The organism is Pseudomonas sp. PICF141 (genome assembly GCF_002286815.1).
GTDB lineage: Bacteria > Pseudomonadota > Gammaproteobacteria > Pseudomonadales > Pseudomonadaceae > Aquipseudomonas.
Genome location: NZ_MUNM01000022.1, coordinates 1 through 26,688 on the forward strand (window position 1 = coordinate 1; position 26,688 = coordinate 26,688).

A 26,688-nucleotide genomic window follows, 5' to 3' on the forward strand; every position below is an offset into this window, starting at 1 on the left:
CCGGATAGATGAAAGCAAGCCAAACACGCATCAAAAACAGTATTGCAGAAAAGGGGGTAACCATAGATGTAGGAGCGAGGCTTGCCCGCGAAGAACGATGACGCGTAATACCTGAAAAACCGCGGTGCATTCTTCGCGGGCAAGCCTCGCTCCTACAGGTTCTGTGCTTGGCCTTAGCCGCTGCCTTGTTCTGACAGCAACTCAAAACTCTGCTCCTTCACGTCCTGGGAATCCAGACCGATCTGAACCCGGAATTCGCCCGGCTCGGCGGCGTATTCCAATTGGGTGTTGAAGAACTTCAAGTCATTCTCATTAATGCTGAAATGGACTGCTTTCTCCTCTCCGGCCTTGAGCATGATTTTTTGAAAGTTCTTCAGTTCTTTCACCGGACGGCTGACAGATCCCACGACATCGCGAATGTACAACTGAACCACCGTTTCGCCGTCGCGCTGACCAGTGTTCTTCACCAGGACGCTGGCGACGAGGTTGTCGGTCTTGCTCAGGGTAGTCGACGACAGGGCCATATCGGTCAGGCTGAAGTTGGTATAACTCAGCCCATAGCCGAAGGGATAAAGCGGACCGTGGGATTGATCGAAATATTGCGACGTGTAGTTGCGAAGCGCACCCGCTATGTAGGGGCGACCGGTGTTCAAGTGGCTGTAGTAATTGGGTATCTGCCCCACGGAGCGTGGAAAGGTGATGGGTAATTTGCCGGACGGGTTGTAGTCGCCAAACAGCACATCAGCCACGGCGTTGCCTCCTTCCGAGCCGCTGTACCAGGTTTCCAGAATTGCATCGGCCTGTTTGTGCTCCTTGCCAATGGACAGTGGCCGGCCGTTCATCAACACCAGGACCAACGGCTTGCCGGTGGCTTTTAGGGCGGTGATCAATTCACTCTGGCGCCCAGGCAGGTCGAGGCTGGTTCGACTGGCCGCTTCATGAGACATGCTGCGGGGCTCGCCCACTACTGCGATCACGACATCGGCTTGCTGTGCAGCCTTCACCGCTTCATCAATCATTTCTGCCGCCGAACGAGGGTCATTCTCGATTTTGGACACGCCCTGGTATTCCAGGTATTTAACGACCTCCTGATCCTCCTCGAGATTGGCGCCTCGGGCATAGATCAGCGAGCCCTGGGTCATGGCGTTTTTCAGCCCGTCATAAATCGTCACCGATTGCTCGGCCACGCCGCTTGCAGACCAACTACCCATGATGTCGACGGTACTTTTTGCCAACGGGCCTATGAGTGCGATCACGCCCTCTTTTTTCAGCGGCAAGAGGCCGTTTTCATTCTTGAGCAGCACCAATGTCTTGCGTGCCACCTCACGGGCCTGGGCTCTGTGCAGACGGTGTTCGGCATTGTTGTCAGCGGGGTCTTCACTGGCAATGCCGATGCGCCGGTAAGGGTCTTCGAACAGCCCCATGTCGTACTTGGCCCCCAGCACTTCACGCACTGCGTTATCGATATTGCTCTGGGAAATAGCGCCCGACTCAAGCAGCCCCTGTAACTCCGGACCGTAGGAAAAGTCGTTCATGCTCATATCGACGCCGGCCTTGATCGCGAGCCTGGCGGCTTCGCGGTGATTCTTCGCCACACCATGCTGAACCAGATCGTTTATCCCGTTATGGTCGCTGATGACCAGCCCCTTGAAGCCCCATGCCTTGCGCAGCAGGTCTTGCATCAACCAGGCATTGGAAGTGGCTGGCACGCCATTTATCGAGTTAAGCGCGACCATCATTGCCCCCGCGCCCCCCTCGATTGCCGAACGATAAGGCGGCAGGTAATCCTGGTGCATTCTGGCCAGGCCCATGTCGACGCTGTTGTAGTCGCGCCCACCCTCCACAGCCCCATACAACGCAAAATGTTTGGCGCTGGCCATGATGCTGTCGGGTGCATTCGGGCTTGTGCCCTGATAGGCCTGAACCATCGCTTTGGCAATGCGCGAAACCAGATAGGTGTCTTCGCCAAAGCCTTCGGAGGTGCGTCCCCAACGAGGATCCCGGGCGATATCTATCATCGGGGCGAAGGTCAGGTCGATACCGTCCGCACTGGCTTCTTTTGCCGCTATCCGGCCGCTTAGCTCAATAGCGCCAATGTCCCAGCTGGAGGCCAATGCCAGGCCAATGGGGAAAATGGTTCGATGGCCGTGTATCACGTCCCAGCCGAAAAACATGGGGATTTTCAGGCGGCTTTGTTGAGACGCGTCCTGCATGGGGCGGTTTACGAAACGGCTTACAGAGCCGTAGGTACCACCGATTCGCCCGGCGGCGATCTCTTCGCGTATTTTTTCGGGGGTCATCTTTTCATCAATAGCGATCAGCCTCAGTTGGCCGATTTTTTCCTCCAAGGTCATTTGACTTATCAGGTTGCTGACAAAGGCCTCTTTGCTTAACGATGCCATATCAGCCGCGGCGGGCAAGCTTGTAAAACCGATCAGGGCACATAACAGACGTAGTCTTTTCATGATTCCCTTCCCTGCATAACGCTGTGGCGCACTGCGTCATAAACGCCACCTTCCCTGTATTGAAGATCAGAAAGCTGACGTTCAATCATTGCTGCTCACGGGCGTTGAAAGCCTTGAGCGTTCAGGTGCCCGCATAGAAACAGCGTAGTCGCTCTCAAGCGCCTGCCGGAGCGGAAAACAGAATCGATCAAAAAATGAGTTTGATCCGGGATCAAAACAGCTGTACAAAAACACAGTATATTTTGAATCAGCACTCTCGAGCCCGGAGAACACCATGGTCACTCTTGCGATGAAAATCACCCTGGAACGTATCGCCCTCTTTCAGTTCACCCCCGCCCACTGCGCCCAGGCCCGAGCGATGCTGGGCTGGAGCGTTGAAGAATTGTCCGAGGAGTCCGGGGTTTCCATTGACGCCATTCAGCGCTTCGAGGCGGAACGCGATGTGCTCGATGTCACCCGACTGGCGTTGGCGTATTGCTTCGAGTCGCAAGGCCTGGTGTTCTTCCCGGGATTTGCACCGGGCAGAGGGATGAATGTGAGAGGGTCGACACCAGACCCGGTGGGGCGGGCGGATTATGCGATGGTTGAATGAGGTGTCAGCCAATGAATGAAATCGATGGAAGCAACAACTGCCTTCACGAGGCGCCGGGCTATCCCGAGGCGGGTGAGATGCGGGCCAAAGCCGAACATGTCATGAAGATTGGCCTGCTCCTCCAAAACGGTCAGCTGAGCAAGACTGAGGCTGCCCAAAGGCTCGGGCTGTCTCGGGAAGAACTGGACGAATTACTGGGTGGACAGCTTCGCGATTTGACCGTGGCAAAGATCTCGGAATATCCAAACCTGACTAACGTAAATAGATAGGGCAAGGAGCCAGGCCACACACTTTTTTGTAGCAGCTGGCGAAGCCTGCGTTCGGCTGCGCAGCAGTCGTGAATCCAGCTAACGCGGTCTGCCTGACATACCGCAATCTCTGATTTTACGACTGCTGCGCAGCCGAACGCAGGCTTCGCCAGCTGCTACAGATTGCATTCGGCATCACGTGCCGCACCCATGGCAAGCGGCCCGATAGCATCAAGCGTTCTGAGGCGCCGCCTGATCGCTTTCGCCTTCCAATCCAAACCACCACGCACTGCCCCGTTGCGGATACATCACGTTGAATGCTTCGCCCATTTGCGGCGTGGTGATCGACACGTTTCGCTCCCAGGCCAATGCCAAAATACGGTCGAAGGGTTCGTACCAGGCGTGCATCGACAGGTCGAAGGTGCCGTTGTGGATCGGCAGCAACCAGCGCCCTTTGAGGTCGATGTGCGCCTGCAAGGTTTGCTCGGGCTGCATGTGAACATGCGGCCACTCGACGTTGTAGGCGCCGGTTTCCATGAGCGTGAGGTTGAATGGGCCGTACTGTTCGCCGATGCGTTTGAAGCCGTCGAAATAACCGCTGTCGCCACTGAAGAAAATCCGCGTGTCGCCGTCGATCATCACCCACGACGCCCAAAGGGTACTGTTACCGTCGAACAGGCCACGGCCGGAAAAGTGCTGCGAAGGGGTGGCGACGAATTGAAGGCCATCGACCTCGGTGCTCTGCCACCAATCCAGTTGGCGCACTTTGCTGGCATCGATACCCCATTTGATCAGGGTGTCGCCTACACCCAGCGGGGTGAGGAAGTATCGGGCTTTATCCGCCAGTTTGATCACGGCCTGATAATCGAGGTGGTCATAGTGATCGTGGGACAGGATCACCGCTTCAATCGGTGGCAAGTCTTCGAGGCTGATCGGGGGCTGATGGAAACGCTTCGGGCCGGCCCATTGCACGGGTGAGGCGCGCTCGGCGAAGACCGGGTCGGTGATCCAGAATTTATCTTGCAGTTTGAGCAGTACAGTGGAATGACCCAGGCGATAGACGCTGTGGTTGGGCGCAGCGATCAACGCTGCCTGGGTCAGGGTTTGCACCGGGACGGGAGCGGACGGACGGGTGTCGCGCGGCTTGTTGAAGATAAAGTCCCACAAGATGCGCAAGGTTTTGCGAAAGCCTTCGCGCTTCACAGGTACATGATTTCGATATTGCCCTTGCGCCTGTCGTGAAGCTTCAGGCGTTGAGGCGTTATCCGCTGGGGTTAAAGGGGCCATGACTGAATGACTCCAGGAAAACGGCAGTTCGCGATTTTCCCTTTGGGGACGATAGATGGCCAAAGCACGCACGCATCAGCCGCGAGTTCTATTTTTTACCGGGCAGGATTAACAAAACATTACACTGCACAGTGTAGTTTCAAGGTTGCATCAAAGTCGTTCGCAAGTAAACTGCCAAGTGTAGTTCTCAACCTTTTCGTGCCTAAGCGTATTTATGACAGCTCCATATCGCCTCACCGACCGTAAACGCGAAGCCATCATCCAGGCGGCGATTGCCGAATTCCGTGCCAACGGTTTCGATATCACCAGCATGGACAAGATCGCCGCCACCGCTGGCGTGTCGAAGCGCACCGTGTACAACCACTTCCCGAGTAAAGAGGAGCTGTTCGCCGAAATCCTCAATCAGTTGTGGGCGCGGGTAACGGCCGAACAGGAAACCGCCTACCGCCCTGATCTGCCCCTGCGCGACCAGTTGCGTCAGCTGTTGCAGGCGAAATTGCAGATGCTGGCCGATGACAATTTTCTCGACTTGGCGCGAGTGGCGATCGCCGCCACCATCCATTCTCCCGAGCGCGCGCAGAACATGGTCGCCCGGATGGGTGAACGCGAAGAAGGCGTGACTATATGGATTCGGGCCGCTCAGGCCGATGGCCGATTGAAACCGGTCGCCCCCGAATTCGCCGCACAACAGGTCCAGGGATTGCTCAAGTCCTTTGCGTTCTGGCCGCAGATTTCCATGGGCCAGCCAGGCTTGTCGCCCGAGATGCAGCACACCGTTGTGGAGTCGGCGCTAGACATGTTCCTGGCCTGTTATGAGTGCTGAATCGGGTTGCAAAAAATGACAATGTGTACTGTTTTGCCGAAGGCCGGATAGCGCTGGATAGAACGCCGTAATTTGTTTCAGAATGAAACTGGCGTTGGAGGTCATGAAGCCTTCGCAAGGTAAGGAGCCGCCATTGAAGGACGTTTCAGCGTGCGTAATCGCCAATCTATAGTGGGTACCAGGAATCAACAAGCGTCGAGATCACTCATGGAAACCAGCGCCATCCGCATCGCCCTGATCGGCGATCACGACCCAGAGGTCACCGCCCACCAAGCCATTCCTGTCGCCCTCGGCATGGCTGCCGAACACTCAGGCCAAGACATTCAGTTCCAATGGTTGGCCACCGACCGCATCAACGCCGCTACGCCACTGAATGATTTCGATGGTTTCTGGTGCGTGCCCGCCAGCCCATATCGCGACATGGACGGTGCCTTACGGGCGATCCGTTTTGCCCGAGAGCAGCAGCGACCTTTCCTCGGCACTTGCGGCGGTTTTCAGCACGCGGTATTGGAATTTGCCCGCAACGTTCTGGGCTGGAGCGATGCCGAACACGGCGAGACCTCGCCCGAGGCCACGCGAGCGTTACTCACGCCGCTGACCTGTTCGCTGGTGGAAGCCATCGACAGCATTCATTTGGTTGAAGGCTCGTTGATCGCCAAGGCGTACGAAAACGCTGAGATTCGTGAAGGATATCGCTGCCGCTATGGCGTGAATCCTGAGTTTGAACGTGAGCTACTGAAACAACAGTTGCATGCAGTCGGCCATGATTCGGCGGGGGATCTGCGGGCGGTGGAGCTAAAAGATCATCCGTTCTTCGTTGCCACCTTGTTCCAACCGGAACGCGCCGCGCTCCAGGGTACTCTGCCGCCGTTGGTTCGGGCGTTGATCGAGGCGTGTGGTTGAGCAGTAGCAGGTTCCGTGTTTTTTAGATCGCCATCGCGAGCAGGCTCGCTTCCACATTAGTTATCTGTCGATCACAAAACCAATGTGTGAGCGAGCCTGCTCGCGATGGGGAATTTCAACCCCGCACCAAACTCCTCACCGCCGAAATTTCTGGCACTTCCCGCCGATTCATGTACACCCGCAACGGTTCGGTGATGTTGATCCGGTCGTCGATGTTCTGGTCCAGCAGCAACTGGATCAGTTCGCGCTTGAGCGTCATGGTCTGCTCGGGGCCAGAAGCCCAAACGAATTCACTGCTGGGGATGATGCCGTCATCCGCCACGTCCATGCCGAACGAGTCTTCGCTGAAACGAACGATGTACTGGCCGGTCTTGCGATTGAGGCCGACGAAGCCTTTGAGTTGGTCGGCGGCCTGACAAATGAGCTGGGATGTGATGCGCATGATAAACCTCACAAAAGGTCGAAAGACCGGTGATCGATGGTTTACACGCAGGGCAAGCGAACGGGTTTCCCTCTGCCGGGGAAATGGCCGGGGCCAAGGGTACTGCAAAGAACCGCACAAATGCGCTGAAAAAACTCCTTTAAACACGTTTATGTCGGTCTGGCGATAGCGCAAGTGGCGCTCAGTTGTTAAAAGAGACGTCTTTGAAAACCCATCGCAAAAGGACTTCGAGCATGCCTGTCAACTTCACCAAGAGCGCCTTGCTGCTGAGCCTGATGCTCGGCCTCGGCCAGGCACAGGCCACCAACGAGCCAAACCCCACCTCGCTGGCGACCCGTCTGGGCATTCCGCATCCGGCAGTGATCGCCCACCGTGGTGCGTCTTTCGACGCACCGGAATCCACCGCGGCGGCCTATAAACTGGCCCGTGATCTGGGTGCCGACTATCTGGAGCTGGACCTGCAACGCAGCAAGGATGGCGTGCTGTTCGCCCTGCATGACAACAACCTGCAACGCACCACGGATGTCGCCACCAAGTTCCCTGAGCGCAAGGACAGCCTGGCCAACGAGTTCACCATCGCCGAACTCAAAACCCTGGACGCCGGCAGCTGGTTCAACGCCGCTTACCCGGATCGCGCACGCCCGGGCTATGCGGGCCTGAAAATTCTGACCCTGGATGAAATCATCGACATCGCCCAGGGCAACCCGCTGCACAAACCAGGCCTGTACATCGAAACCAAAGAGCCCAAGCAGTTTCCCGGCATCGAGCGCGACCTCAAGGATAAATTGCAGGATCGCGGCTGGCTGAGCCCGGCCGGTTCAAAACTGGCCAAGAGCAATCTGGCGGTCGGTCAGGGCAAAGGTAAAGTGGTGTTGCAAACCTTCGAGAAGAGCAGCCTCGAACTGCTGCAGAAGGAAATGCCCAAAGTGCCGAAAATCCTGCTGTTGTGGGTGGGCGAAGGCAGCATCGAGCCGAAATCCAAAGTGACGTTCGCCGAATCCGGCGACAAGGATAAAGCGACCTACTACGCCAGGCAGGAACCGAAAGACAAAGCCGAATTCCAGCAATGGGTTGACTACGCCAAGGCCCAGGGCGCTATCGGCACAGGCCCTTCAGCCGCACTGACCAAGGGTGGCGATCAGAGCTATTCCGACCTGGTGCAACCGTGGATGAACCAGTACACCCATGATCAGGGCTTGCTGGTGCACGTCTACACTATCGACGACGCTGTGGATTATCAGAAAGTCATGGATGCGGGTGTCGATGGCATCTTCACCAACCGCGCCAGCGAACTGCTGAAGTTCTATAAGCGGCCGGCGGCGGCGAGTGTTGCGCAGTTGTTGCAGAACAACGGGTACTGATCGGCGCCAGGCTCTGCACCGCGTCGTTCCCATCGCGGGCAAGCCACGCTCCCACAAGGTCTTCACAAGACCTGTAGGAGCGAGGCTTGCCCGCGAAGCTTTCAATCTGACGCCACAGGTAATTAAGGGTGAATTAAGTTGCGCTGTTTAATCTGATCCCACTTAAACAGTTCACCCCAAGGAAAGAACTTCATGAAAACGTTAACTGTCCTGTTCACCGCTGCTGCCCTGACCCTCACCGCTGGCCTGGCCCAGGCTGACGTTCGCGTCGACCAGATCCCCGAGTTGGTCAAGAGTGGCAAGATCAAATCCCTGGAAGAACTGAACCAGGCGGCCTTGAAGTTACACCCGGGGGCCACGATTACTGACACCGACCTGGATAACCACTTCAACGGTTACGAATATGAAGTTGAACTGCGTTTGGCTGATGGTACCGAGTGGGACGTGGACCTCGACGCCACGACCGGCAAGGTTCTGAGCAACAAACAAGACAAGTGATTCATCTGCAAGAAGCCGCACGATCTTCGGGTCGTGCGGCTTTTTTGCATTCGGCGTCAGGCCGTTCGCTGAAGCGACGAACGAAGTCGCGAAAATTCACACAAGCCCGCTAGAATCCTTCAAAAATCACAAAAACCATTTGGCACGTTGAAGCAGAGAACCAAGGATATGGGGCAAACAGCGGCAGCAGACATCACCACAATCGGCCGGATCAGTGCGGTGCCGGCGATTCTTCAGGTGATCAGTGAGTTGACCGGCTTGCGGTTCGCGGCAGTAGCCCGGGTCACTGAAGATTCCTGGACAGCCTGCGCGGTGCTTGATCGACTGGATTCAGGTTTGAAGGTGGGCGATAAACTGGACCTGGTGCCTACCCTGTGCAACGAAGTGCGCCAATACCAGCGCTCGGTGATCATCGACAACGCCAGTGAAGATCCGCTCTACCGCGATCAGTACACGCCAAGTAACTGTCCATTTGAAAGCTACATTGCCGTGCCGATTGTGCGCACCGACGGACGTCTTTTCGGCAGCATCTGCGCCCTGGACTCTCATCCTGCGCCACTCAAGTCCAGCACAATCCTGAGCACCATGGAATCGTTCGCCCGAATGCTCGCGCTGCAAATCGAAGCAGAAGAAACCCGGCAACAGACCGAAGCGGCGCTGGTCCAGGAACGCCGAACCGCCGAACTGCGCGAACAGTTCATCGCCGTGCTTGGCCATGACCTGCGCAACCCCTTGTTCGCCATCAGCGCCGGCGCCGAAATGCTCCTGCGCAAACTTTCCGACCCCGCCAATGAGCAGCGCGCCCGACACATCCTCACCAGCGCCCGACGGGCAACCAAACTGGTGGACGATGTGCTGGACTTTGCCCGGGGGTCATTGGGCCGAGGCATCCCGGTGAACATCGAGCCATGCCCAGACCTGAGAGATGCGTTGCGGCACGTGATTTCCGAGATCCAGAGCATTCACCCCAAACGCATCATTCAGTCGTCGATTGGCGACTTGAACAACATCAGTTGCGATCGCGAACGGGTCGCGCAATTGCTATCCAATCTGGTAGCAAACGCCGTTGTCCATGGAGATCCCCACGGCCCGATCGAAGTCAGTGCAAAGGTCAAGGAAGGACACTTTGTGTTGAGCGTGAAGAACCAGGGGCTGATTGCCGAGGATGCGCTACCGCACCTGTTCCAGCCCTACTCGAAGCCAACTGGCGGATCACCGCAGGCCGGGCTCGGGCTAGGGTTGTACATTGCCAGTCAGATTGCGCAGTCTCATGGGGGGCGGCTTGATGTGAAATCAACTCCGTCCGAGGGGACGGAGTTCATGTTTACGCTGGCGTTGGCACAGTAGCCTCAACGCTCTTCGTTAGCGTGGCTGACGGACGATTGGCTGTTAAATACCTCCACCTTGCAACGGAAAGAATCTGAGGTGGAGGTCGTTCCATCCAGATGTTTGATCACGTAGAAAAACTCCCCCGTGCCAGCGATTAGAGCGAGTTTCTCTTTACTCAAAGAAACGTGCACAGGAAAGGAATCACCTTCTCGATAGACGTGAGAGGCAACCTCGATGTTGCCGCACAATACTGTGATTCTTTCGCCTGCTTTAAAATGTTCACGTGCCGGAACGACCACTTTCGGAATCAGCGGGTCTGCCTGGTTAACGTAAAGAACAACAATCTGACCGCCGACAAGTGTCATTGGGCTCAATGTTTCGATCATCGCAACCTCCTTGTGAAAGTACTGGCGGGTCAAATAGGCGCGCCAGGCGTTATGTAGCGCTGCGTGAAAAAACTTGTCTACTGTCAGAAATTACAGGTTGCGGCTGAATCAGGTGACGCAACCGAACGTATTCGATCAACGGTCACCTGAGCATTGCGTATGCCTTAATTTTCAGGCGGACGTCCTGAAAAGCACGCCGGGCATATTGCCCATTTCACTAAGCACTCAACCGCGCCGTCACTTCATTCAATTGCCCCGACAAGCCATGCAGATTGTGGCTGGCCGCTTCGGTGCGCTGCACGTTGTCCAGGTTGGTACTGGCGATGCTGGTGATTTCGGTGAGGTTGCGCGAAATGTCTTCGGCCACTGACGTCTGTTCTTCGGCGGCGGTGGCGATCTGGCGGTTCATGTCACGAATGGCTTCCACGGCATGGGTGATGCGCTCGAGCATGGCGCCGGCCTGGGTCACTTGCTCGACGCTTTCTTCGCTGCGCGACTGGCCGCTTTCTATGGCTTGGGCCGCGTCCATCGCACCGGTTTGCACGGTTTGAATGATCTGGTTGATCTCGATGATCGACGCTGCCGTGCGCTGGGCCAGGCTGCGCACTTCATCGGCGACCACCGCAAAACCACGCCCGGCTTCACCGGCACGGGCCGCTTCGATAGCGGCATTGAGCGCCAGCAGGTTGGTCTGCTCGGCGATGCCGCGAATCACTTCCAGCACTTTACCGATGCGCCCGCTGTCGGCTTCCAGACGACGGATGACCGTGGCGGTGTTAGCGATTTCGCCGCGCATTTGGGTGATGGTGTGAATGGTGCCCTGCATGACTTTTTCGCCCTGCTGGGCGGATTGATCGGCGTCATCGGCCGCCCGTGCCGCGTCCGCTGCGTGGCGCGCGACTTCTTGTGCGGTGGCGGACATTTCGTTCATCGCCGTGGCCACTTGATCGGTGCGATTGAATTGCTCGTTGGTGCCGCTGGCCATGAGGCCGGCAATCGAATTCAGCTCGCCGCTGGCGCTGTCCAGGTCCGTCGCGCTGCGCTGCAAACGGCTGAAGGTTTCGGCGAGGAAATCGCGCAAGGTGTTGGCGGCTCTCGCCAGGTTGCCCAATTCATCCTGACGATGGCTGGCCACGCGCTCGGCGAAGCGCCCTTGGCTGAGTTGTGCCACGTAGTCGATCAGCTTGCGAATCGGTTCCACCAGGTTGCGGTTGACCAGCCACAGACTCAACAGGCCAATCAGCAGGCCCGATACCAGCATCACCACAAGCCCCAACCACACCGTCCGATCGGCGCTGGCGCTGATCAGCTTCGATTGCTCGGTGCCCTGCTTGCGCAACTCACTGACCAACTCGCTCATCTGCTCACTGGCTGCACGGTCCACACCCTTGACCGCGTTGTCGCCGGCTGTCGGGTCGGCACCGGCGGCTACGTAGGCGTCACGGCCCTTCTGATAGGCCACCCCTAGTACACGATGCTCTTCACGCAGGCGTTCGATGCGAGTCTTGAGTTGCGGCTCGATGCCCTTCTGCCCGGCCAGTTCACCGAGGATGCCCTGCACATCGCGCTGGCGGTCCTCGAACTGCTTCCAGTATTTGTCCAGGTTCGCAGGTTCCTTGCCGCGCAGCAGAACGTTTTTCCACTCCTGAACCTGCACCTTGAATTGCAGGTTGGCTTCATCGATCAATTGCGAGGTGTGCAACGGACCTTCAATCAGGTTCGCGTAGTTCTGAACGCCATTGGACAGGAAGTGAAAGCAGGCCAAAGCGATCAGCAACATCGCCAACAGGCTGCCGCTCAACAGGGCGAGGATTTGCGCTCTCAGGGATTTTTGCAAAAACATTCGAGTGGTATCTCATGACAGGGATAAGGCACGCCCAAGTGGCGTGCAAGATGTCCGGACATCCCTGTCAGCGACGCTGGTTCACCACCAGCATCGCAAGATCGACATCAGCGTCATCGGCGGGCCAGAGCCTTTCTTGAGCCCTTCCGACCATCGGTAAGAGGCCGGATTTGCGGCGCCCTCCTGTCACAAAACCTTCAAGGCAGATTGCGATGATGCGGCTCAAGCGAACCAACCTCGCACACTCTGCGCACCAAAAACCGCTCACGCACCACGTCATAACCCCAGTGGTACACGTAGGTGTAGGGCAGGAAAAACAGCAACACGCCGATGTCCAGCAGCAATGCCTGCCACAGGCTGACCTGCAACCACCAGGCAATCAACGGCACACCGAACGCCACCAGGCCGCCTTCGAACAACAGCGCATGCACCCCACGCACCCAAGCGCTACGCACAATCGCCAAGCGCTTGAGCAACCGGTCGAACAGGCCGTTGAAGACCACGTTCCAAGCCAGCGCCAGGGCTGCAATGGCCAGGGTGACCGCACCCATTTCCAGCATGGGTTTGTCCATGATCCAGGCCAGCAGCGGGGTACAGATCAATATCGCCAGCAGTTCGAAACCGATGGCCTGAAAAATTCGTTCAGTGATGGATTTGTTGGCGTTCATGGCCAGGACTCCCCTGAGTGACTGTGGTTGCCATGATCGGGGGTCAGGCCGATACTTCATAACCAATAACCATCGACCAAGGCGATAGTTCATGGCTTCCCACGAAGTGCTGCTGGCGTTTGTCCAGGCGGCGACTCAAGGTTCGTTTTCCGCCGCGGCGCGCAAGCTCGGTCGCAGTCAGTCGACCATCAGCGCCGCGGTGGCCAGCCTGGAAATCGACCTTGATCTCGTCCTCTTCGACCGCAGTAGCCGCAAGCCGAGCCTGACCCCGGCCGGGCATGTCATGTTGCAACGGGCCGAAGAAATTCTGGCCGCCACCAGCCGTCTGGAAATGACCGCCAGCCAACTGTCCCAAGGCGTCGAGCCGAAGCTGACGGTGGCAATATCCGACACCTATCAGTCCGACCGTTTTGAAGCGGCGCTCAGTGCTTTTGAGCAGCGCTATCCCGACCTGGAACTGGAATGCCTGATCGCCGAATGCGATGACTTGGTGGCATTGGTGCAACGGGGTCGAGCGCACGTTGCCTTCGCCGAGAGGCAGGACAGTTACCCACCAGACCTGGTCAGTTCGACGGTGGACGAGCGCACGGAAATCGCTCTGTTCGTGTCCCACGCTCACCCGTTGGCGAAACTGACCGACATCGATCAGGACGTGCTGCAACAGCACCGTGAGCTGCGTCTGGCGACGATCGTCAATCCGTATGAAAGCCGGGCGAAGGGACGTGTCTGGTCGGCACCCAGTTACCTGATGCTGCTGGAAATGGCCCAGGGCGGATTCGGCTGGGCGCCGTTGCCTCGGTGGTTGGTGGGGCGGTTCGGGGCTGGCTCATTGGTGGAACTGAATGGGCGCGGCTGGCCGAAAACGGTGTACGTCGATGCGCTGTGGTCGCGGCTGCACCCGCCGGGGCCGGCGGGGAGTTGGTTGCTTGGCAAGATGTTGGAGTGAAGGTCTTGCGGGCCCCTTCGCGGGCAAGCCTCGCTCCTACAGATTCGGGTCGAATCGCAGAGGTGTGATCAACTCAATCCTGTAGGAGCGAGGCTTGCCCGCGAAGGGGCCCGCAAGATCACATCACTCCAACGCCCGCAGCCGCCCCTCGATAAACCGCCGCTCCGGCACTTGCTGCGTCAATTCCAGCGCCCGCTCATACGCCGCTCGCGCCTCTTCCACCCTCCCCAACTGCCGGTAAAACTCTGCCCGCGCCGAATGCGCCAGGTGGTAATCCAGCAATTCGCCCCGCGCCAGAATCCCTTCGACCAACATCAAACCCGCCAACGGGCCATCGCGTTTGGCCAGCGCCGCCGCGCGGTTGAGTTCGATCACCGGTGACGGCACGGCCCGCAGCAGCACGTCATACAGACCGACAATCTGCGGCCAGTCTGTCTGCGCTGCAGTGGGCGCTTCGGCATGCACCGCCGCAATCGCCGCTTGCAGGCAATAAGGCCCGAAACGCCGCGTTGTCAGCGCCCGCTCCACCAATGCGCAACCTTCGGCAATCAACTCGGCGTTCCACAATGAGCGATCCTGTTCATCCAGCACAATCAGTTCACCGCTCGATGAAGTCCTGGCCAGACGCCGGGACTCATGCAACAGCATCAGTGCCAGCAACCCCATCACCTCCGGTTCGGGGAGCAATTCCATCAACAACCGGCCGAGACGAATCGCTTCACGCGTCAGGTCTTCGCGGGTCAATTCGTTGCCGATGGACGCCGAGTAGCCTTCATTGAACACCAGGTAAATCACCCGCAGCACACTGTCGAGACGTTCGGGCAATTCCGTCAGTGTGGGCACCTGATAAGGGATTTTCGCGTCACGAATCTTCGCCTTGGCCCGCACGATGCGCTGGGCGATAGTGGCGGGCGCCGAGAGAAAAGCCCGGGCGATTTCCTCAGTGGTCAGGTCGCAGACTTCGCGCAGGGTCAACGGCACTTGAGCGTCCGCCGCCAATGCCGGGTGACAACAGGTGAAGATCAGCCGCAAGCGATCGTCTTCCACGTCTTCGTCACTCCAGTCAGCCTGCTCCAGCGCTTGCAGTTGAGCGATCAACATCGGTCGGGACGCATTAAAACGCGCGCGTCGGCGCAACACATCGATGGCCTTGAAGCGCCCGGTGGACACGAGCCAGGTGCGCGGGTTGTCCGGCACACCGTCACGCTGCCAGCGTTCGACCGCGACGAAGAACGCCTCGTGCAGCGCTTCTTCGGCGAGGTCGAAATCGCCGAGCAGACGGATCAAAGTCGCCAGAATCCGCCGCGACTCTTCGCGGTAGACCTGCTCGACTCGCGCCCGTACCGATTCGCCGGGCATCAGTGCGGCGTGCCTTCGGCGGGCTTTCGTTGCTGGGATGGCAGACTCATCAAAACACTCCTGTTGTACCGGTTATTCAAGGATTCAACTGACGAACAGGCCGCACCTCGACACAGCCGACCCGTGCCGCCGGAATATTGCCGGCGACCTGCAGGGCTTCATTGAGGTCCTTGGCATCGATCAAATAGAAGCCAGCCAATTGCTCCTTGGTTTCAGCGAACGGACCATCGGTAATCGACATCTTGCCGTTGCGCATGCGCACGGTGGTCGCGGTCTGTACCGACTCCAGCGCTTCGGCGGCGAGCATCCGCCCACTGCCCTGGATCGACTCGGCGTAGGCCATGCATTCAGCGTCCTTGGGGCTGTCGGGCAGCGAGTGCAACTCGTGCTCGTTGCTGTAGACCAGGCATAAATACTTCATGGGGGCTCTCCATTTCTTGGGGACTGTGCCCTGATCGAACGGATCAACTATGGCTGCAGATGGGTGCTTTGGCGCTGCTTTCCGATAAACAGCCCAACGAATCAGATCGAGCGTCAGGGTTCCAGATTGAACAGGGTCGCGCCGCTCGTCATGTCGAACGGTGCCGACCAATGTTCGTGAACGATCTGCCATAAGCCCGCTTCCTGGCGGTAGCACGCGGTGACGCGCATCCAGCAGGCCTGGGTTTCACCCTTTTCATTGGTGCCGCCGCAATGCGCCAGCCAGTGAGCGAAAGCGATCTCCTGCGACGACACGATGTCGATCTCGTGGAACTCGAAAATGTGCGGGCCAGGGCACATCTCCATGCATTCCTGCCAATGCGCCCGGTAAGCCTCCTTGCCCTTGAATTGCAGGGCCTTGACCGCGTCGAAGGAAACGATGTCATCGGCGTACAGGGCCATGACCTTTTCCACGTCCTTGGCCATGACTGCCTGGCGATAGGTATCGATCAGGCTACGAATCTGGGTCTGAGCATTCATGATGGTTCTCCGTGTTTTTTTTGTTGAAGACACCCTTAGTCGACTGACGATCCGCCAAATCGACAACGGAAATAAAAATAATCCATGGGAGCAAATTCGCTAGAATCCGAAGCTCATTTCCGTTGGAAAAAGGACACTCCAGTGACAGCCCGACTCGTCCCTTACGAAAGCCTGAGCGCCCTGCAGCGTCAACAGGTCGAGGCAATCGAAATCCACGCCGAACAAATCCGGTTCTCCGGCGACATTCATGGTGCATTGCATACTTTGCTGTCCAAGCCTGGCCCTGGGGTCAAAGGCTTCGCGCTGCTGGTTGAGGATGCTCCGGTGGCCTTCCTGCTGCTCAAGCGCCCGCCGGTGCTGCCGGACTGGGCCGACGAACACAGCGCCACTTTGCATGCCCTGCAAGTTGATCGCCGAGCCCAGGGCAAAGGCTATGGCAAAGCCTGCCTGCAAGCCCTGCCCGAGGCGGCGCGCCAGGCCTGGCCGGAAATCAAAGGACTGGAGTTATCGGTGGATGCGGACAATGAATCGGCCATCGCGCTGTATGCCAAATACGGCTTTGTCGACAGCGGCGAAGCGTACAAGGGCCGGATCGGTTATGAACGGCGGATGGGGCTGGTTTTCTGATTCGTAAAGGGATGAACGATGTTGAATTCAATCGAAGCGCTGGAAGCGATCTACGGCCAGCCCCATGACCGCGCGGTGCGCAAGCAGATCCCGTTTCTGAACGAGGACTATCAGGCGATGGTCCGCGCCTCGCCACTGGTGATTATCAGCTCGGTAGGCCCCGACGGCCTGGACGGCTCGCCGCGTGGCGATACGCCGGGTTTCGTGCGGATCGTCGATGAACGCACGCTGGCGATTCCGGATCGACCGGGCAACAACCGCATCGACACGCTGCGCAATGTCGTGCTCGATTCGCGGGTATCGCTGCTGTTCATCATCCCGGGGATCGGCGAGACACTGCGGGTCAACGGCACAGCCCAGATCAGCGCCGAGCCCGAGTTGCTGGAGAGTTTTGCAGTCAATGGTAAACCGGCGCGCACGGTGATGCTGGTGACGGTGCAAGCGGCGTATTTCCACTGCTCGAAAGCGATTGTGCGTTCGGATCTGTGGAACCCGCACAAACACCTCGAACGCTCTGCGCTGCCGACTGCCGGGGCATTTCACAAGCGCCTGAACGATGGACTGTTCGATGCCGAGGCGTATGACCGGGAAGCACCGGTGAGAGTGCGAGATAGTCTTTACTGATACGACGCCCCCAACTTTACTCCTACAACCTCTCGGGCTATGAACTGTAGGAATAATCTTCCAAAGAAAAAACAAAGTTTCTTTCCTGGATTGAATACCTGGAAATCAATCCCTGTAAGACACTTCTGATTTTTTGTATAAGTATTGACGACCTGCGCATATCGACACTAGGGTTCAGTACATGAGTACTATTACTTCTGAGCGGTGAGACGGGCCCAAGTAAAATACTTGCCACTATTCCTTTGGAGTGAAGCCTCTCACAACTTACAAAACCATTGCACAGGGAGTATTAGGCAATGACCGCGCTCATAAAAACTTCGCAATCGAAAATATTTGACAATGAAATCTCCATATTAGATGGAAAAATCTCAATCCCAAAAAAATATCTACGCGAAAGAGTTTTTTTAGAAAGCACAAGCATTCTCGTTATTTCAGGTTCTTTAATCGAGGGGATTGGGACCATTCATTCCGATATCGACTGCATTATTCTATGCGATCAACGACCTAAAGCTAACAACATCAAAAACAGCCAACACGCCTTGGTTACAGATATAAACTACCACTACATCTCCCAAGATGAAGAGGTTCATAACACAACAGATTTTTACGGTAACACCAGCATCCACATTGATGCTGACTATATAACATTTTCCGAGCTGGAAGATATTATTAAGAAGATCGAGAAAGCATTTGATGAGATCACTTATGATCAGCGCTTCCTCTATGGCCCAGTGTTGTCAAACACTGAAAACAACGTCATTCATAGATCATTAATTGGGCATGCATTGGAGAACGAGGAGAAATTCAATCAATTGAAGTCCGAGATACCTCTGGAGAAACACATTTATGTAGCTCATCGTGAAAAACTTCCCGTATTTTATGCATTCCAGGATGTTCAAGGCTGTTGGCAGTCGGGAAACCTTTGGATGGGTTGTGAGATAGCCCGGGATATGATGCTAAAGACAACAATGAGCTTTACCTACTTAACAGGCACAACAAACAAGCACTACAAGTGGGTTTATTCAAACATGTTCAGAGTTAATGGGTTTGATGAAATTAAAAATAGATTCTTTACCTTGTCCAGACAGGGGGCGGTCACAGAGGCTGAATGCCGATCATACATTCAAGAAACGCTGGAATATATGGACCTGGTATTTCTAGCAATCGAAGAACTGCTAAAAAAATACAAAATTTACCCATCAACACAAAAGTCTCTTTCCGCACTGGATAAAGAATTCAACAAACGAAAACAAACAAAACACAAAATATCGATGTGCGAGTACTACTTCAGGAAAAAATATTTTGCTGCGGAAGGAACACCCTCTTTAATCAGCCTACTTAAAGAATGGGATTGAAAGAGCGACTTACAAACAAACACGGGTGATCAAACATGGAAATTACCCGAATAGCTATTCCACTGATACTTTCCAGACTTGGGGAGATGATTGCATCACTACTTTACTTTTCCTTTATTGGACATTTTATAGTTGATTCACTTAGCTATGCCTCACTCGCATGGGCATTAATTTCTTTTATAACAGTAGTAGGTATTGGATTTTTCTCAACATCGCTGGTAAAAATAGCTGGGTCGACTGACTTAAATGCGAACAGCATTGAACTCGATTTAATTATTTCATTTAGACTTGCAATCCTACTTGGCACAATCATTGTTTTTTCTATATACATATTGACCACTGGCGCATCAATACTATTTATAGACAACGGCAACCTAGAAGAACTCAAAGTATTACTAGTACTTTCACTTTCCATTCCAGCCTTATACTTACAGATAGTTATTTTCAATTTTTTCAACGCTATCAAAAAAGCTCAATACGAGTTGATATACACATGGCTATTCAATGCCACTCTTGCTTTAATCTGCATCTTTTTTGCTTCGACGAAATCATACACAAATATAACTCACTTCGTACTCGCATATTCTGGTTTAAGGTGTTTCTTTGCTGGCCTTGCGTTCGTTTTTTTTAATTTAAAAATCCATCAATATATCTCCCAATTTAGGCATTCACGAAACATCCCGGCCACGGCATATGTCAATTACTTTACTAATGGCCTCCCAATGGCACTTTGTTTTGGCGGTGAAAGCTTGCTATTTTTCATTCTATCTTTCATCTCAAAAAGCTTAGACGATACAAGCTTATCCGCGTATCAGGCGTCGCTCCATTTTTTAAGCATCGTATACATGGTCTCAATTGGAGCGGGAAATGCTACTGGAATAGTTGTCGCACGGCACTATACCGCAATGGACTTCAATTCATTGAGCACAGCCTATGCTCAAGGAGTAAAGTTCGGCTTCTTCATACTGACTCCATTTTTGCTAGCTTGTTTTTTCTTAAAGGAAGATATATCAGCAATCTATACGTCCGATGCAACGACGAGGCGAATGATTGAGGGCAATATCCTGACATCAATTCCATTTTTAGTATTTGAATACGTTTATGTTGTGACGCGAATGACGTTAAGAAGTATGGGAGATTTTTGGGTTCCCACGCTATTTACTATATTGCTACTCAATATCCTTGGCTTAATTCTTTCTGTCGGACTACTATCGTTTTATGAACATAGCGTCAACTCCATATTCCTAGCACTAGTGTTTTGTTCGTTTTTTTTGATGTTGTTTCTACTTTGGCGCCTAGGAAGCATTTTATCTGGATAAGGCATTAGATTAGATGCGGTATAAAGCTCGATGTTTAAAGTGAGTTTTCAATCTTGCACATTATCTCGAGGACGCAACTATGAATCACGCAAATCCCGTTCCACCCTCACTAAATCAGCGCACCAAGTCCATAACTATCATTAGCGAGCATCATGGTTGGCGAACATTGAGCGGTGTACAAACCAGCGACTATTACACTTATCGTAACGCCATACTTGATGGCTGCCATCTTCAAAGGGCTTCTTTCGATCTCAGACACCCAGAAGAAATGATCTGTGACTTGAGCAACCTCGAGCCAATTTATAATGGCATGTCCGATGAAAACATCGTGCTTATATGGAACCACTTAAACTTAAGCACAAACAAAATCAAATTAAGAGAGGTACGTAGAATCAAAGGAGATGGGCTATCTCCAGAAATAGCCATTTCTGGCCCATCAAAACCGATCCTTGGCAATTTGAAAAAATCACTTATTAGCGAGGCATTTGCACACCTTCATAATGATAAATTCTCAGTTCTCACGAAAGAAACTAGTCGAGGCATTACCAAGAGCAGATTACTTATAAATACAAATAATGAAACCATGGAATTCCATAATAGATTCTGCGCCTTCTATAGCAAATATATATCCCATGAACATTGGGACAGTAGTTCCATTCTCAACACAAGATTTGTTTACGAGGATCATGCAATTTGGTCCAAACTCGAAAAAATTGCAAAAAATAAACTATTTTTACTATCGGCGGGATTACCGCTTGCCCTTGGCTACTTGGCGGCAACTGGAGATCATAATATTTTCTTTTCTGAAGTGCATCGGCAAAACGACTCTAGCCTTCTGAGTAGAGATGACGCTTTTCAAGATATTTTCCCTACCCCCACCTCATCGGACGGACCGTGGCTGATTATAGATAAAGCCTATACCGGAGGTAGTCTCAGGCAGGCGGCAAATATGATTAGAAAAAAATTTGGTTATGACGTCGAAGTCAAAACTGTAGCGCTATTCCCAAAATCACTCAGCGCCTTCATGAGCGCGGATTACGCTGTTTATGCTGGAAAACTATTTGAAGTCAAGTCTTATGCCCCACGATTAGACAGGGACCATTGGCACATACAATTAATAATGGAATAGTCGATATGAGACCATTATTTAGACGCGAGCACGTTCCCGAGTTAGAAGAATGCCTCTACGAGGCTAGAAAACAATTACGTCGTTATTGGGCGGGAACCCTGGCTTGCCTCCCAGATTCCAACACAAGAAACAACCGTTGGGATAACTCGCAAACCCCGTACGACTTAGATTGCCAGAGAATACTATATGACTGTCTTTCTAAGATAAGCATACGAGTCACGATATATTCTGAAGAGAACACTTCAGCGGTCACATATGGTGATATTGGAGATTTCTACCTGCTTATAGACCCTCTAGATGGAACGCACAACGCAGTTTTAGGATTTCCTGCTTATACATCTAGCGTGGCACTTTACCATGAGGGAGCCTATGTCTTTGGTTGGATTTATGATTTTTCAAGAGATTTAGTATATACCGCCGCATTAGGTGAGGGAGCTTATCTTCAGTCATCGATTATTGTAAAAAGACTTCAGACTCGTAAAGTTAATCGTATGGAAGACATGTGTATTTCTTTCCACCGTCCCAAAGAGGATAGAGAGAAAGTTATAATTGAAAAGCTTATATGGATAGCAAGTAAAGTCCGCGTTTACTCATGTTCCTCATTGGAAATTTGCCTTATTGCTGCAGGAGTTCTTGATGCCTTTATTGATATCGACACACCAGGACATGAGCGTAGTTGCGATATTGCCGCAGCAGAGTTGATTTTGAGAGAAGCAGGAGGTGCGCTATTTGATAGGACAGGACACTCTAGACTTCCCCTACCTCCTTCGCCGGCTTCTCTTTCAGACAACGGAACTTTGATTGCCTTATCCTCCGCAAAACTGATACGACTTTTTCTGTAGTGCAAGATCAACTTAACTGGAGACAAGCAGCATGCTAATCGAAACTGTAAGTCTGAAACTTGAATTATTGTGCAATGGGGTAAGTTTCACCAAGGACTTTCTAGAATATTATCAAGCTCGAACAGATCACATCGAAAAAAGACGACCCTATGGGACAGGTGACAGCATCATTCTTAATTCGAGCACTCGCACGCCGCAAGAAATCATTCTTGACAGGCAGATTATCGCAGCTGCAAATTACAATCCGGACTCAGACTACCGCATAACCTTAGAGCAAGAAACTCCTGTGCTCAAGCATGGAAATAGAACGATGAGAATTACATTTCCAAATAGACCTAGATCTTATGGAAAATATTTGAGCAATGGCGAGCTCTTTGAGAAACATATCACCGCCTATGGAGATTCGACACTCGGAATTTTTTCCCCTGGTCACTGTTATTACTTTAATGATGGAAATGAATGCAAGTTCTGCTCTTTGGGATCAGCAAGAGAAACCCTGTTTGATCACAAAATGCGAATAAAGGGCGATATAGCGGGCGAAGCAGTAACTATGGCCATCAAGGAGGAAAATGGTCGATATAAGAGAGTGCTATTAAACGGTGGCACAATTCCAAACTATGACAAAGGATACTCAATACATTTGGATTTACTGGAACAGGTAAAAAATACAAACCTGCAAAGCAGTTTAGAGTATCACTTAATTTCTATGCCTCCTAAGGACTTTCGTCTTTTTGATCGATTCAAGAAAATTGGCAACAATATGTCAATGAGCCTAGAGGTATTCAACCCGGATTTATTTTCAGAAATTTGCCCAGGGAAAGCTCGTGATTATACCCGCGAACGTTTCTTAGCCGCTTTTGAGGCCGCAGTGGATGTTTTAGGTCGTGGCAACGTATATGCAGGATTTGTCGCCGGCATGGAGCCACTAGAGTCAATTATTGAGGGCATCGAGTATTTTGGAGATATGGGAGTTGTACCTGCTGTTGCTGCATTTCACCCTGACGCCGGCTCGCAATATTATAACAGGCAGCGACCCTCAGTAGATTTCCTAATGAAGCTTGGAAAGAAAATGTCAGAAATATATCGCAAAGAAGGGTTTCAACCATTAATTGAGGGGAGCGGGAGAAACTCGTTAGATACCGAAGCCTATTTGGGAGGATTTTTATGAATTTGCCAACTGCGAGGAAAGCTATATTTATCGCATTTGAAGGCACTGACGGCGCAGGAAAATCTACAGTTGCAAGGGCAACATATGACAAGGTTTTTGAGTCCTATCCCAAATTGAATTATATAGATAAAAATCGACCACCTGTATCATCAGGGCATACGGAGTTTCATATGTCCCGCATACGTGAAATCCTTTGGGATTACCCGGACAATGCCCCTCTGGACCAATTAGGCGACAGGCATTGGATAAGCTTAATTGCCGCGTGGTTTCAAGCCACAGATTATGCCGCCATCAGGCCGTTGATGAAGGCTGGTAATAGTTGCATAGCAGATGGTTGGTACTACAAATACCTGGCACGCTTTTTACTTAAAGAAACATACTTGGCTGAAGAGGCATTAGCGATATTTTCAACAATTAGAAAACCTGATGCCGTCATTTTTTTGGATGTCGACCCAGTTCTTGCAGCGAAAAGAAAAGGATCTTTTCGTCTTAGCGAGAGTGGGGCCTATGATGGCGGTAATGAAGATCGACTTAAAAGTTTCATCGCGTATCAAAATCGAGTTCGATCCAGTTATGAACAATGCGGTTTGGCAAATTGGGTAAGGATCGATACGACCGACCTTAGTGAGGAAGCCGTACTCGATAGAGCGGTGAGTGCAGTAAAAAATATATTCAGCAAAACATAGAGCACAGCAGATGAGGGCTGCAATCTTCAGTGTGCGAAGATCAGCCTTGCCGGTAAGGCAAGGCAGTCTTCGCCTCTTCCGCATACCCCATCACCCCGACCCGCTCACGCTCAAGGAAGTCTTTCACCGCCGACTTCAAGCCCGGGTGGCGCAGGTAATGCCAGGAATGGGTAATCACCGGCTCAAAGCCACGAATCAACTTGTGCTCGCCCTGTGCGCCGGCGTCGAAACGCTGGAAGCCGTTGGCAATCGCGTAATCCATACCTTGATAGAAACAGGTCTCGAAGTGCAGGCGATCAAACTCCGCCAGGCAGCCCCAGTAACGGCCATAGAAGCTGTCGCCACCGACCAGGCTGAAGGCCATGGCCACCGGTCGTGAGCCTTGTTTAGCCAAAACCACACGAATCGATTCCGGCATGCGCTCGGCCAACAGACTGAAAAACTCCCGCGTCAGGTACGGCGCCTGACGACGCACCGCGTAGGTATTGGCGTAGCACGCATACACAAAGTCCCATTGCGCCTGATCCAGTTGCCGTCCTTCCAGCCATTCGAAGTCGATGCCCTGCCCCGCCACTTGCTCACGCTCCTTGCGCATTTGCTTGCGTTTGCGCGAACTGAGAGCGTCGAGGAAGTCCTGAAAATCCCGATAACCGCGGTTCTGCCAATGGTACTGACAGCCAATGCGCTGCAACCAGCCAGGCTGTTGGGCCAATGCCGCGTCGGTGAATGAATCGGTGAAGTTGATATGGGCGCTGGAGAGGCCTTCGATTTCCAGATAACCCGGCAGGCTCTGCAGGAGTTCGAAACCGTCCTCGATCGTCGCCGCCAGCAATCGCGGCCCGCTGACCGGGCTGAACGGCACCGCCGTCAACAGCTTGGGGTAATAGTCGATGCCGGCACGCTCACAGGCTTCGGCCCAGGCATGGTCGAACACGTACTCGCCGTAGGAATGCCATTTTCGGTAACTGGGCAGCGCGGCGATCAGGCGATCGCCTTCAACATGCAACAGATGCTCGGGCTGCCAGCCGGAATGCGGGCCGAGGCTGCCGCTGTCTTCCAGCGCACTCAGAAAGGCATGACGCAGAAACGGCTGAGTTTGCGGTACCAGCGCGTCCCAGGTATGTGGCGCGATTTCGGACAGACTTTCCAGACGTTGCAGCGGCATTGGTATCCCCGAGCATCATTTTCTACAGATGGGAGGAGTATCGCTTATCTGATGCCTGACCCGAAAAAAAACCCCGCCGAAGCGGGGTTAAAACGAGAGGAGCTTTAACGGATGAAGAAAGAGCTCTTACAGCGGTTATTGCGATTTAGAACACGTATTGAGCGCGGACCACGAAGCCGTCACCGCTGTCATCACCCGTACGACGTGCCGGGGTAGTACCGCTGGCTGCAGTGGCATTGGTCACGTTGTCCGTCTTGGCCTTGAGGTAGGCGCCAGTGATTTTCACCGCTTCGTTGGCGTACCAGTTGACGCCCAGGGTGTGCACTTGGGCTTCGGCATCGCCGACATCGCGGGTCAGGCTGGCGGTGGTGATGTTGTCGTCTTCGACGGTCAAGCTGTCGTAACGATAGAACAGCTCCCAAGCGCCGATAGATTTGTTGGCTGGCTTGATCGCATCGAACTTGCCGACTTTATAGCCACGGGCTTCGCCGGTGAGGGTGTAGGCACCCTGAACATAGAAACCATGACCTTTGATGTCTTCACGGCTGCTGTCATCGGCCTTGGTTTTGCGGGCAATGTATTCACCCTGGATCGAGGCCGGGCCCATGGCGAATGCGGCTTCCAGGCCGTAAGCATCGTCACGGTCATAGGAGCCGGCCGGCGACGAGGAACTGCCGCCCAGCACCGGACGGTTGCCGTTGGTGCCAGCATCGTTGCCACCGAGGGTTTCGACGCCACGCATGCCCATGCGGGTGCGATAACGCGAGTCGAACGCCGTGTCCGAGACGTCACGGGAAGCCACGTTCACACCAAAGTGCAGCACGTTACCGGCGTCATGCAATGGCGCGAAAACAAAGCGGCCGTTGGCCTGTTTAATGCTGTTGCCATCAGTGTCGTCGGTGTCTTTGCTAAACACGCCGGCGGAAGCGTAGAACGAATCAGCGAAGGTGCTGGAGGCTTGCAGGCCCAGGCCATTCTGGTGGCTGTTGGCCCAATCGACCATGTCGTACGCCATGTTGCGTTCTGGCGCAGTGACCCATTTGGAGCTGGTGGCTTTTTCCAGGCCGAAGTCCGGGTCGAAACGACCGACTTTGATCGAGACCGGTTTGAAGCCGTTGTAGGCCAGCGACGCTTCGTCGAAGTAACCGTTATCGGAATCACCGCTGTTATGCGAGAAGTCGTAGTTGATGCTGTAGGCCCAATCCGTGTACAGCACACCAGACAACTCCAGGAACCCACGACGGATGTAGGCCGCGTCAGCGGTATCGCCGTTTTTGGTGTAGACGCCATCGAACTGGCTGTAGTCAGCCTGCAAGCGACCGCCGAGTTTGAAGCTGAATTCTTTATCGGTGGTGGCGACTTCAAGGCCGCCCTTGGTTTTGACTACGATATCGGCGCCGTCAGTGGTGACGGTGCCAGCGAAAGCCTGGGCGGTTACTGCCATGGCCAATGCGCTGGCGGCAAAACCGGCGAAGTGCTTACGGATCATCGAAGAGTTCCCCTAATTGGTAGTCTGTAGCTTGGAAACACGCGGGTTTGGCCCCCGCTTGTGTTGGGAGGGAATCTTGGAGACGGGGTATTTCAGCCGGGTTGCTGATAGATAAAGATTTGATGACAGGGGAACTTTTTTACTTCGAATCGAAATAACAAAAAACAGCATCAA

Annotated in this window: 28 protein-coding genes; 16 read left to right on the forward strand and 12 right to left on the reverse strand. The window is 53.7% G+C overall.

Annotated elements, in window-relative coordinates; all coding sequences use genetic code 11:
• Positions 1-173 precede the first annotated feature (173 nt).
• Positions 174-2,465, reverse strand: coding sequence for a beta-glucosidase BglX (gene bglX, locus BZL43_RS02770; protein WP_095630885.1), 2,292 nt, complete (start codon positions 2,463-2,465; stop codon positions 174-176).
• Between the two features lie 274 nt (positions 2,466-2,739).
• On the opposite strand from bglX, the gene BZL43_RS02775 reads away from it, so the two are divergent.
• A complete protein-coding gene (locus BZL43_RS02775; RefSeq protein ID WP_095630886.1) occupies positions 2,740-3,057 on the forward strand; it encodes a helix-turn-helix transcriptional regulator in 318 nt (105 codons plus the stop codon).
• Positions 3,058-3,068: 11 nt separating this feature from the next.
• Positions 3,069-3,326 carry an XRE family transcriptional regulator gene (locus BZL43_RS02780; RefSeq protein ID WP_095630887.1) on the forward strand — a complete coding sequence of 86 codons (258 nt, stop codon included), beginning with the start codon at positions 3,069-3,071 and terminating at the stop codon, positions 3,324-3,326.
• 210 nt (positions 3,327-3,536) lie between these two features.
• Here the strand turns inward: BZL43_RS02780 and BZL43_RS02785 are convergent, their stop codons facing one another.
• Positions 3,537-4,592, reverse strand: a complete 1,056-nt coding sequence (locus BZL43_RS02785; RefSeq protein WP_095630888.1) for an MBL fold metallo-hydrolase — start codon at positions 4,590-4,592, stop codon at positions 3,537-3,539.
• 214 nt (positions 4,593-4,806) lie between these two features.
• Between BZL43_RS02785 and BZL43_RS02790 the strand changes: the two genes are divergently transcribed.
• Both BZL43_RS02790 and BZL43_RS02795 read left to right on the forward strand, forming a co-directional pair.
• The gene (locus BZL43_RS02790; protein ID WP_095630889.1) at positions 4,807-5,415 is read left to right on the forward strand and encodes a TetR/AcrR family transcriptional regulator; all 609 of its coding nucleotides are present in this window, start codon (positions 4,807-4,809) and stop codon (positions 5,413-5,415) included.
• 207 nt (positions 5,416-5,622) lie between these two features.
• Positions 5,623-6,318, forward strand: a complete 696-nt coding sequence (locus tag BZL43_RS02795) for a CTP synthase (RefSeq protein WP_095630890.1) — start codon at positions 5,623-5,625, stop codon at positions 6,316-6,318.
• 115 nt (positions 6,319-6,433) lie between these two features.
• Here the strand turns inward: BZL43_RS02795 and BZL43_RS02800 are convergent, their stop codons facing one another.
• Positions 6,434-6,760: a DUF2025 family protein gene (locus BZL43_RS02800; protein ID WP_095630891.1), complete on the reverse strand. Its 327-nt coding sequence runs from the start codon at positions 6,758-6,760 to the stop codon at positions 6,434-6,436.
• A 233-nt stretch (positions 6,761-6,993) separates the two neighbouring features.
• Between BZL43_RS02800 and BZL43_RS02805 the strand changes: the two genes are divergently transcribed.
• The 3 genes from BZL43_RS02805 (at position 6,994) to BZL43_RS02815 (ending at position 9,966) form a co-directional block, all read left to right on the forward strand.
• Positions 6,994-8,121: a glycerophosphodiester phosphodiesterase gene (locus BZL43_RS02805; RefSeq protein ID WP_095630892.1), complete on the forward strand. Its 1,128-nt coding sequence runs from the start codon at positions 6,994-6,996 to the stop codon at positions 8,119-8,121.
• A 192-nt stretch (positions 8,122-8,313) separates the two neighbouring features.
• The gene (locus tag BZL43_RS02810) at positions 8,314-8,619 is read left to right on the forward strand and encodes a PepSY domain-containing protein (RefSeq protein WP_095630893.1); all 306 of its coding nucleotides are present in this window, start codon (positions 8,314-8,316) and stop codon (positions 8,617-8,619) included.
• A 168-nt stretch (positions 8,620-8,787) separates the two neighbouring features.
• The gene (locus BZL43_RS02815) at positions 8,788-9,966 is read left to right on the forward strand and encodes a GAF domain-containing sensor histidine kinase (RefSeq protein WP_095630894.1); all 1,179 of its coding nucleotides are present in this window, start codon (positions 8,788-8,790) and stop codon (positions 9,964-9,966) included.
• 2 nt (positions 9,967-9,968) lie between these two features.
• Here the strand turns inward: BZL43_RS02815 and BZL43_RS02820 are convergent, their stop codons facing one another.
• The 4 genes from BZL43_RS02820 to BZL43_RS02830 form a co-directional block, all read right to left on the reverse strand.
• On the reverse strand, positions 9,969-10,334 hold the full coding sequence (locus tag BZL43_RS02820) for a hypothetical protein (protein WP_095630895.1): 366 nt from the start codon (positions 10,332-10,334) through the stop codon (positions 9,969-9,971).
• Between the two features lie 217 nt (positions 10,335-10,551).
• Entirely contained in the window at positions 10,552-12,177 is a 1,626-nt protein-coding gene (locus tag BZL43_RS02825) for a methyl-accepting chemotaxis protein (protein WP_095630896.1), read from the reverse strand.
• Positions 12,178-12,244: 67 nt separating this feature from the next.
• A complete protein-coding gene (locus BZL43_RS28215) occupies positions 12,245-12,403 on the reverse strand; it encodes a hypothetical protein (RefSeq protein WP_168185056.1) in 159 nt (52 codons plus the stop codon).
• Entirely contained in the window at positions 12,375-12,845 is a 471-nt protein-coding gene (locus BZL43_RS02830; RefSeq protein WP_095630897.1) for a multidrug/biocide efflux PACE transporter, read from the reverse strand. Before BZL43_RS02830 ends, BZL43_RS28215 begins: the two co-directional genes overlap by 29 nt.
• Before the next feature lie 91 nt (positions 12,846-12,936).
• Between BZL43_RS02830 and BZL43_RS02835 the strand changes: the two genes are divergently transcribed.
• Positions 12,937-13,791: a LysR family transcriptional regulator gene (locus BZL43_RS02835; protein ID WP_095630898.1), complete on the forward strand. Its 855-nt coding sequence runs from the start codon at positions 12,937-12,939 to the stop codon at positions 13,789-13,791.
• 123 nt (positions 13,792-13,914) lie between these two features.
• On the opposite strand, the gene BZL43_RS02840 is transcribed toward BZL43_RS02835, so the two are convergent.
• The 3 genes from BZL43_RS02840 to BZL43_RS02850 form a co-directional block, all read right to left on the reverse strand.
• A complete protein-coding gene (locus BZL43_RS02840) occupies positions 13,915-15,150 on the reverse strand; it encodes an RNA polymerase sigma factor (protein WP_095630899.1) in 1,236 nt (411 codons plus the stop codon).
• A 76-nt stretch (positions 15,151-15,226) separates the two neighbouring features.
• The gene (locus tag BZL43_RS02845; RefSeq protein ID WP_095630900.1) at positions 15,227-15,571 is read right to left on the reverse strand and encodes a YciI family protein; all 345 of its coding nucleotides are present in this window, start codon (positions 15,569-15,571) and stop codon (positions 15,227-15,229) included.
• A gap of 113 nt (positions 15,572-15,684) precedes the next feature.
• Positions 15,685-16,110, reverse strand: a complete 426-nt coding sequence (locus BZL43_RS02850; RefSeq protein WP_095630901.1) for an SgcJ/EcaC family oxidoreductase — start codon at positions 16,108-16,110, stop codon at positions 15,685-15,687.
• 141 nt (positions 16,111-16,251) lie between these two features.
• Between BZL43_RS02850 and BZL43_RS02855 the strand changes: the two genes are divergently transcribed.
• From BZL43_RS02855 to BZL43_RS02890, 8 genes are all read left to right on the forward strand, one after another.
• Positions 16,252-16,737: a GNAT family N-acetyltransferase gene (locus BZL43_RS02855; protein ID WP_095630902.1), complete on the forward strand. Its 486-nt coding sequence runs from the start codon at positions 16,252-16,254 to the stop codon at positions 16,735-16,737.
• An 18-nt stretch (positions 16,738-16,755) separates the two neighbouring features.
• Positions 16,756-17,361: a pyridoxamine 5'-phosphate oxidase family protein gene (locus BZL43_RS02860; RefSeq protein WP_095630903.1), complete on the forward strand. Its 606-nt coding sequence runs from the start codon at positions 16,756-16,758 to the stop codon at positions 17,359-17,361.
• 296 nt (positions 17,362-17,657) lie between these two features.
• A complete protein-coding gene (locus BZL43_RS02865) occupies positions 17,658-18,716 on the forward strand; it encodes a hypothetical protein (RefSeq protein WP_095630904.1) in 1,059 nt (352 codons plus the stop codon).
• Positions 18,717-18,751: 35 nt separating this feature from the next.
• Positions 18,752-20,035, forward strand: coding sequence for an MATE family efflux transporter (locus BZL43_RS02870; protein WP_095630905.1), 1,284 nt, complete (start codon positions 18,752-18,754; stop codon positions 20,033-20,035).
• 79 nt (positions 20,036-20,114) lie between these two features.
• The gene (locus tag BZL43_RS02875) at positions 20,115-21,164 is read left to right on the forward strand and encodes a hypothetical protein (RefSeq protein ID WP_095630906.1); all 1,050 of its coding nucleotides are present in this window, start codon (positions 20,115-20,117) and stop codon (positions 21,162-21,164) included.
• A gap of 5 nt (positions 21,165-21,169) precedes the next feature.
• Positions 21,170-22,006, forward strand: a complete 837-nt coding sequence (locus BZL43_RS02880; protein WP_095630907.1) for an inositol monophosphatase family protein — start codon at positions 21,170-21,172, stop codon at positions 22,004-22,006.
• A gap of 31 nt (positions 22,007-22,037) precedes the next feature.
• Positions 22,038-23,174: a radical SAM protein gene (locus tag BZL43_RS02885; RefSeq protein WP_095630908.1), complete on the forward strand. Its 1,137-nt coding sequence runs from the start codon at positions 22,038-22,040 to the stop codon at positions 23,172-23,174.
• On the forward strand, positions 23,171-23,860 hold the full coding sequence (locus tag BZL43_RS02890) for a thymidylate kinase (RefSeq protein ID WP_095630909.1): 690 nt from the start codon (positions 23,171-23,173) through the stop codon (positions 23,858-23,860). The genes BZL43_RS02885 and BZL43_RS02890 overlap by 4 nt, the downstream gene beginning before the upstream one ends.
• 40 nt (positions 23,861-23,900) lie before the next feature.
• On the opposite strand, the gene BZL43_RS02895 is transcribed toward BZL43_RS02890, so the two are convergent.
• Together BZL43_RS02895 and BZL43_RS02900 are read right to left on the reverse strand one after the other, a co-directional pair.
• Positions 23,901-25,025 carry a GNAT family N-acetyltransferase gene (locus BZL43_RS02895; protein ID WP_095630910.1) on the reverse strand — a complete coding sequence of 375 codons (1,125 nt, stop codon included), beginning with the start codon at positions 25,023-25,025 and terminating at the stop codon, positions 23,901-23,903.
• A 145-nt stretch (positions 25,026-25,170) separates the two neighbouring features.
• Positions 25,171-26,514, reverse strand: a complete 1,344-nt coding sequence (locus tag BZL43_RS02900) for an OprO/OprP family phosphate-selective porin (protein WP_095630911.1) — start codon at positions 26,512-26,514, stop codon at positions 25,171-25,173.
• Positions 26,515-26,688 lie beyond the last annotated feature (174 nt).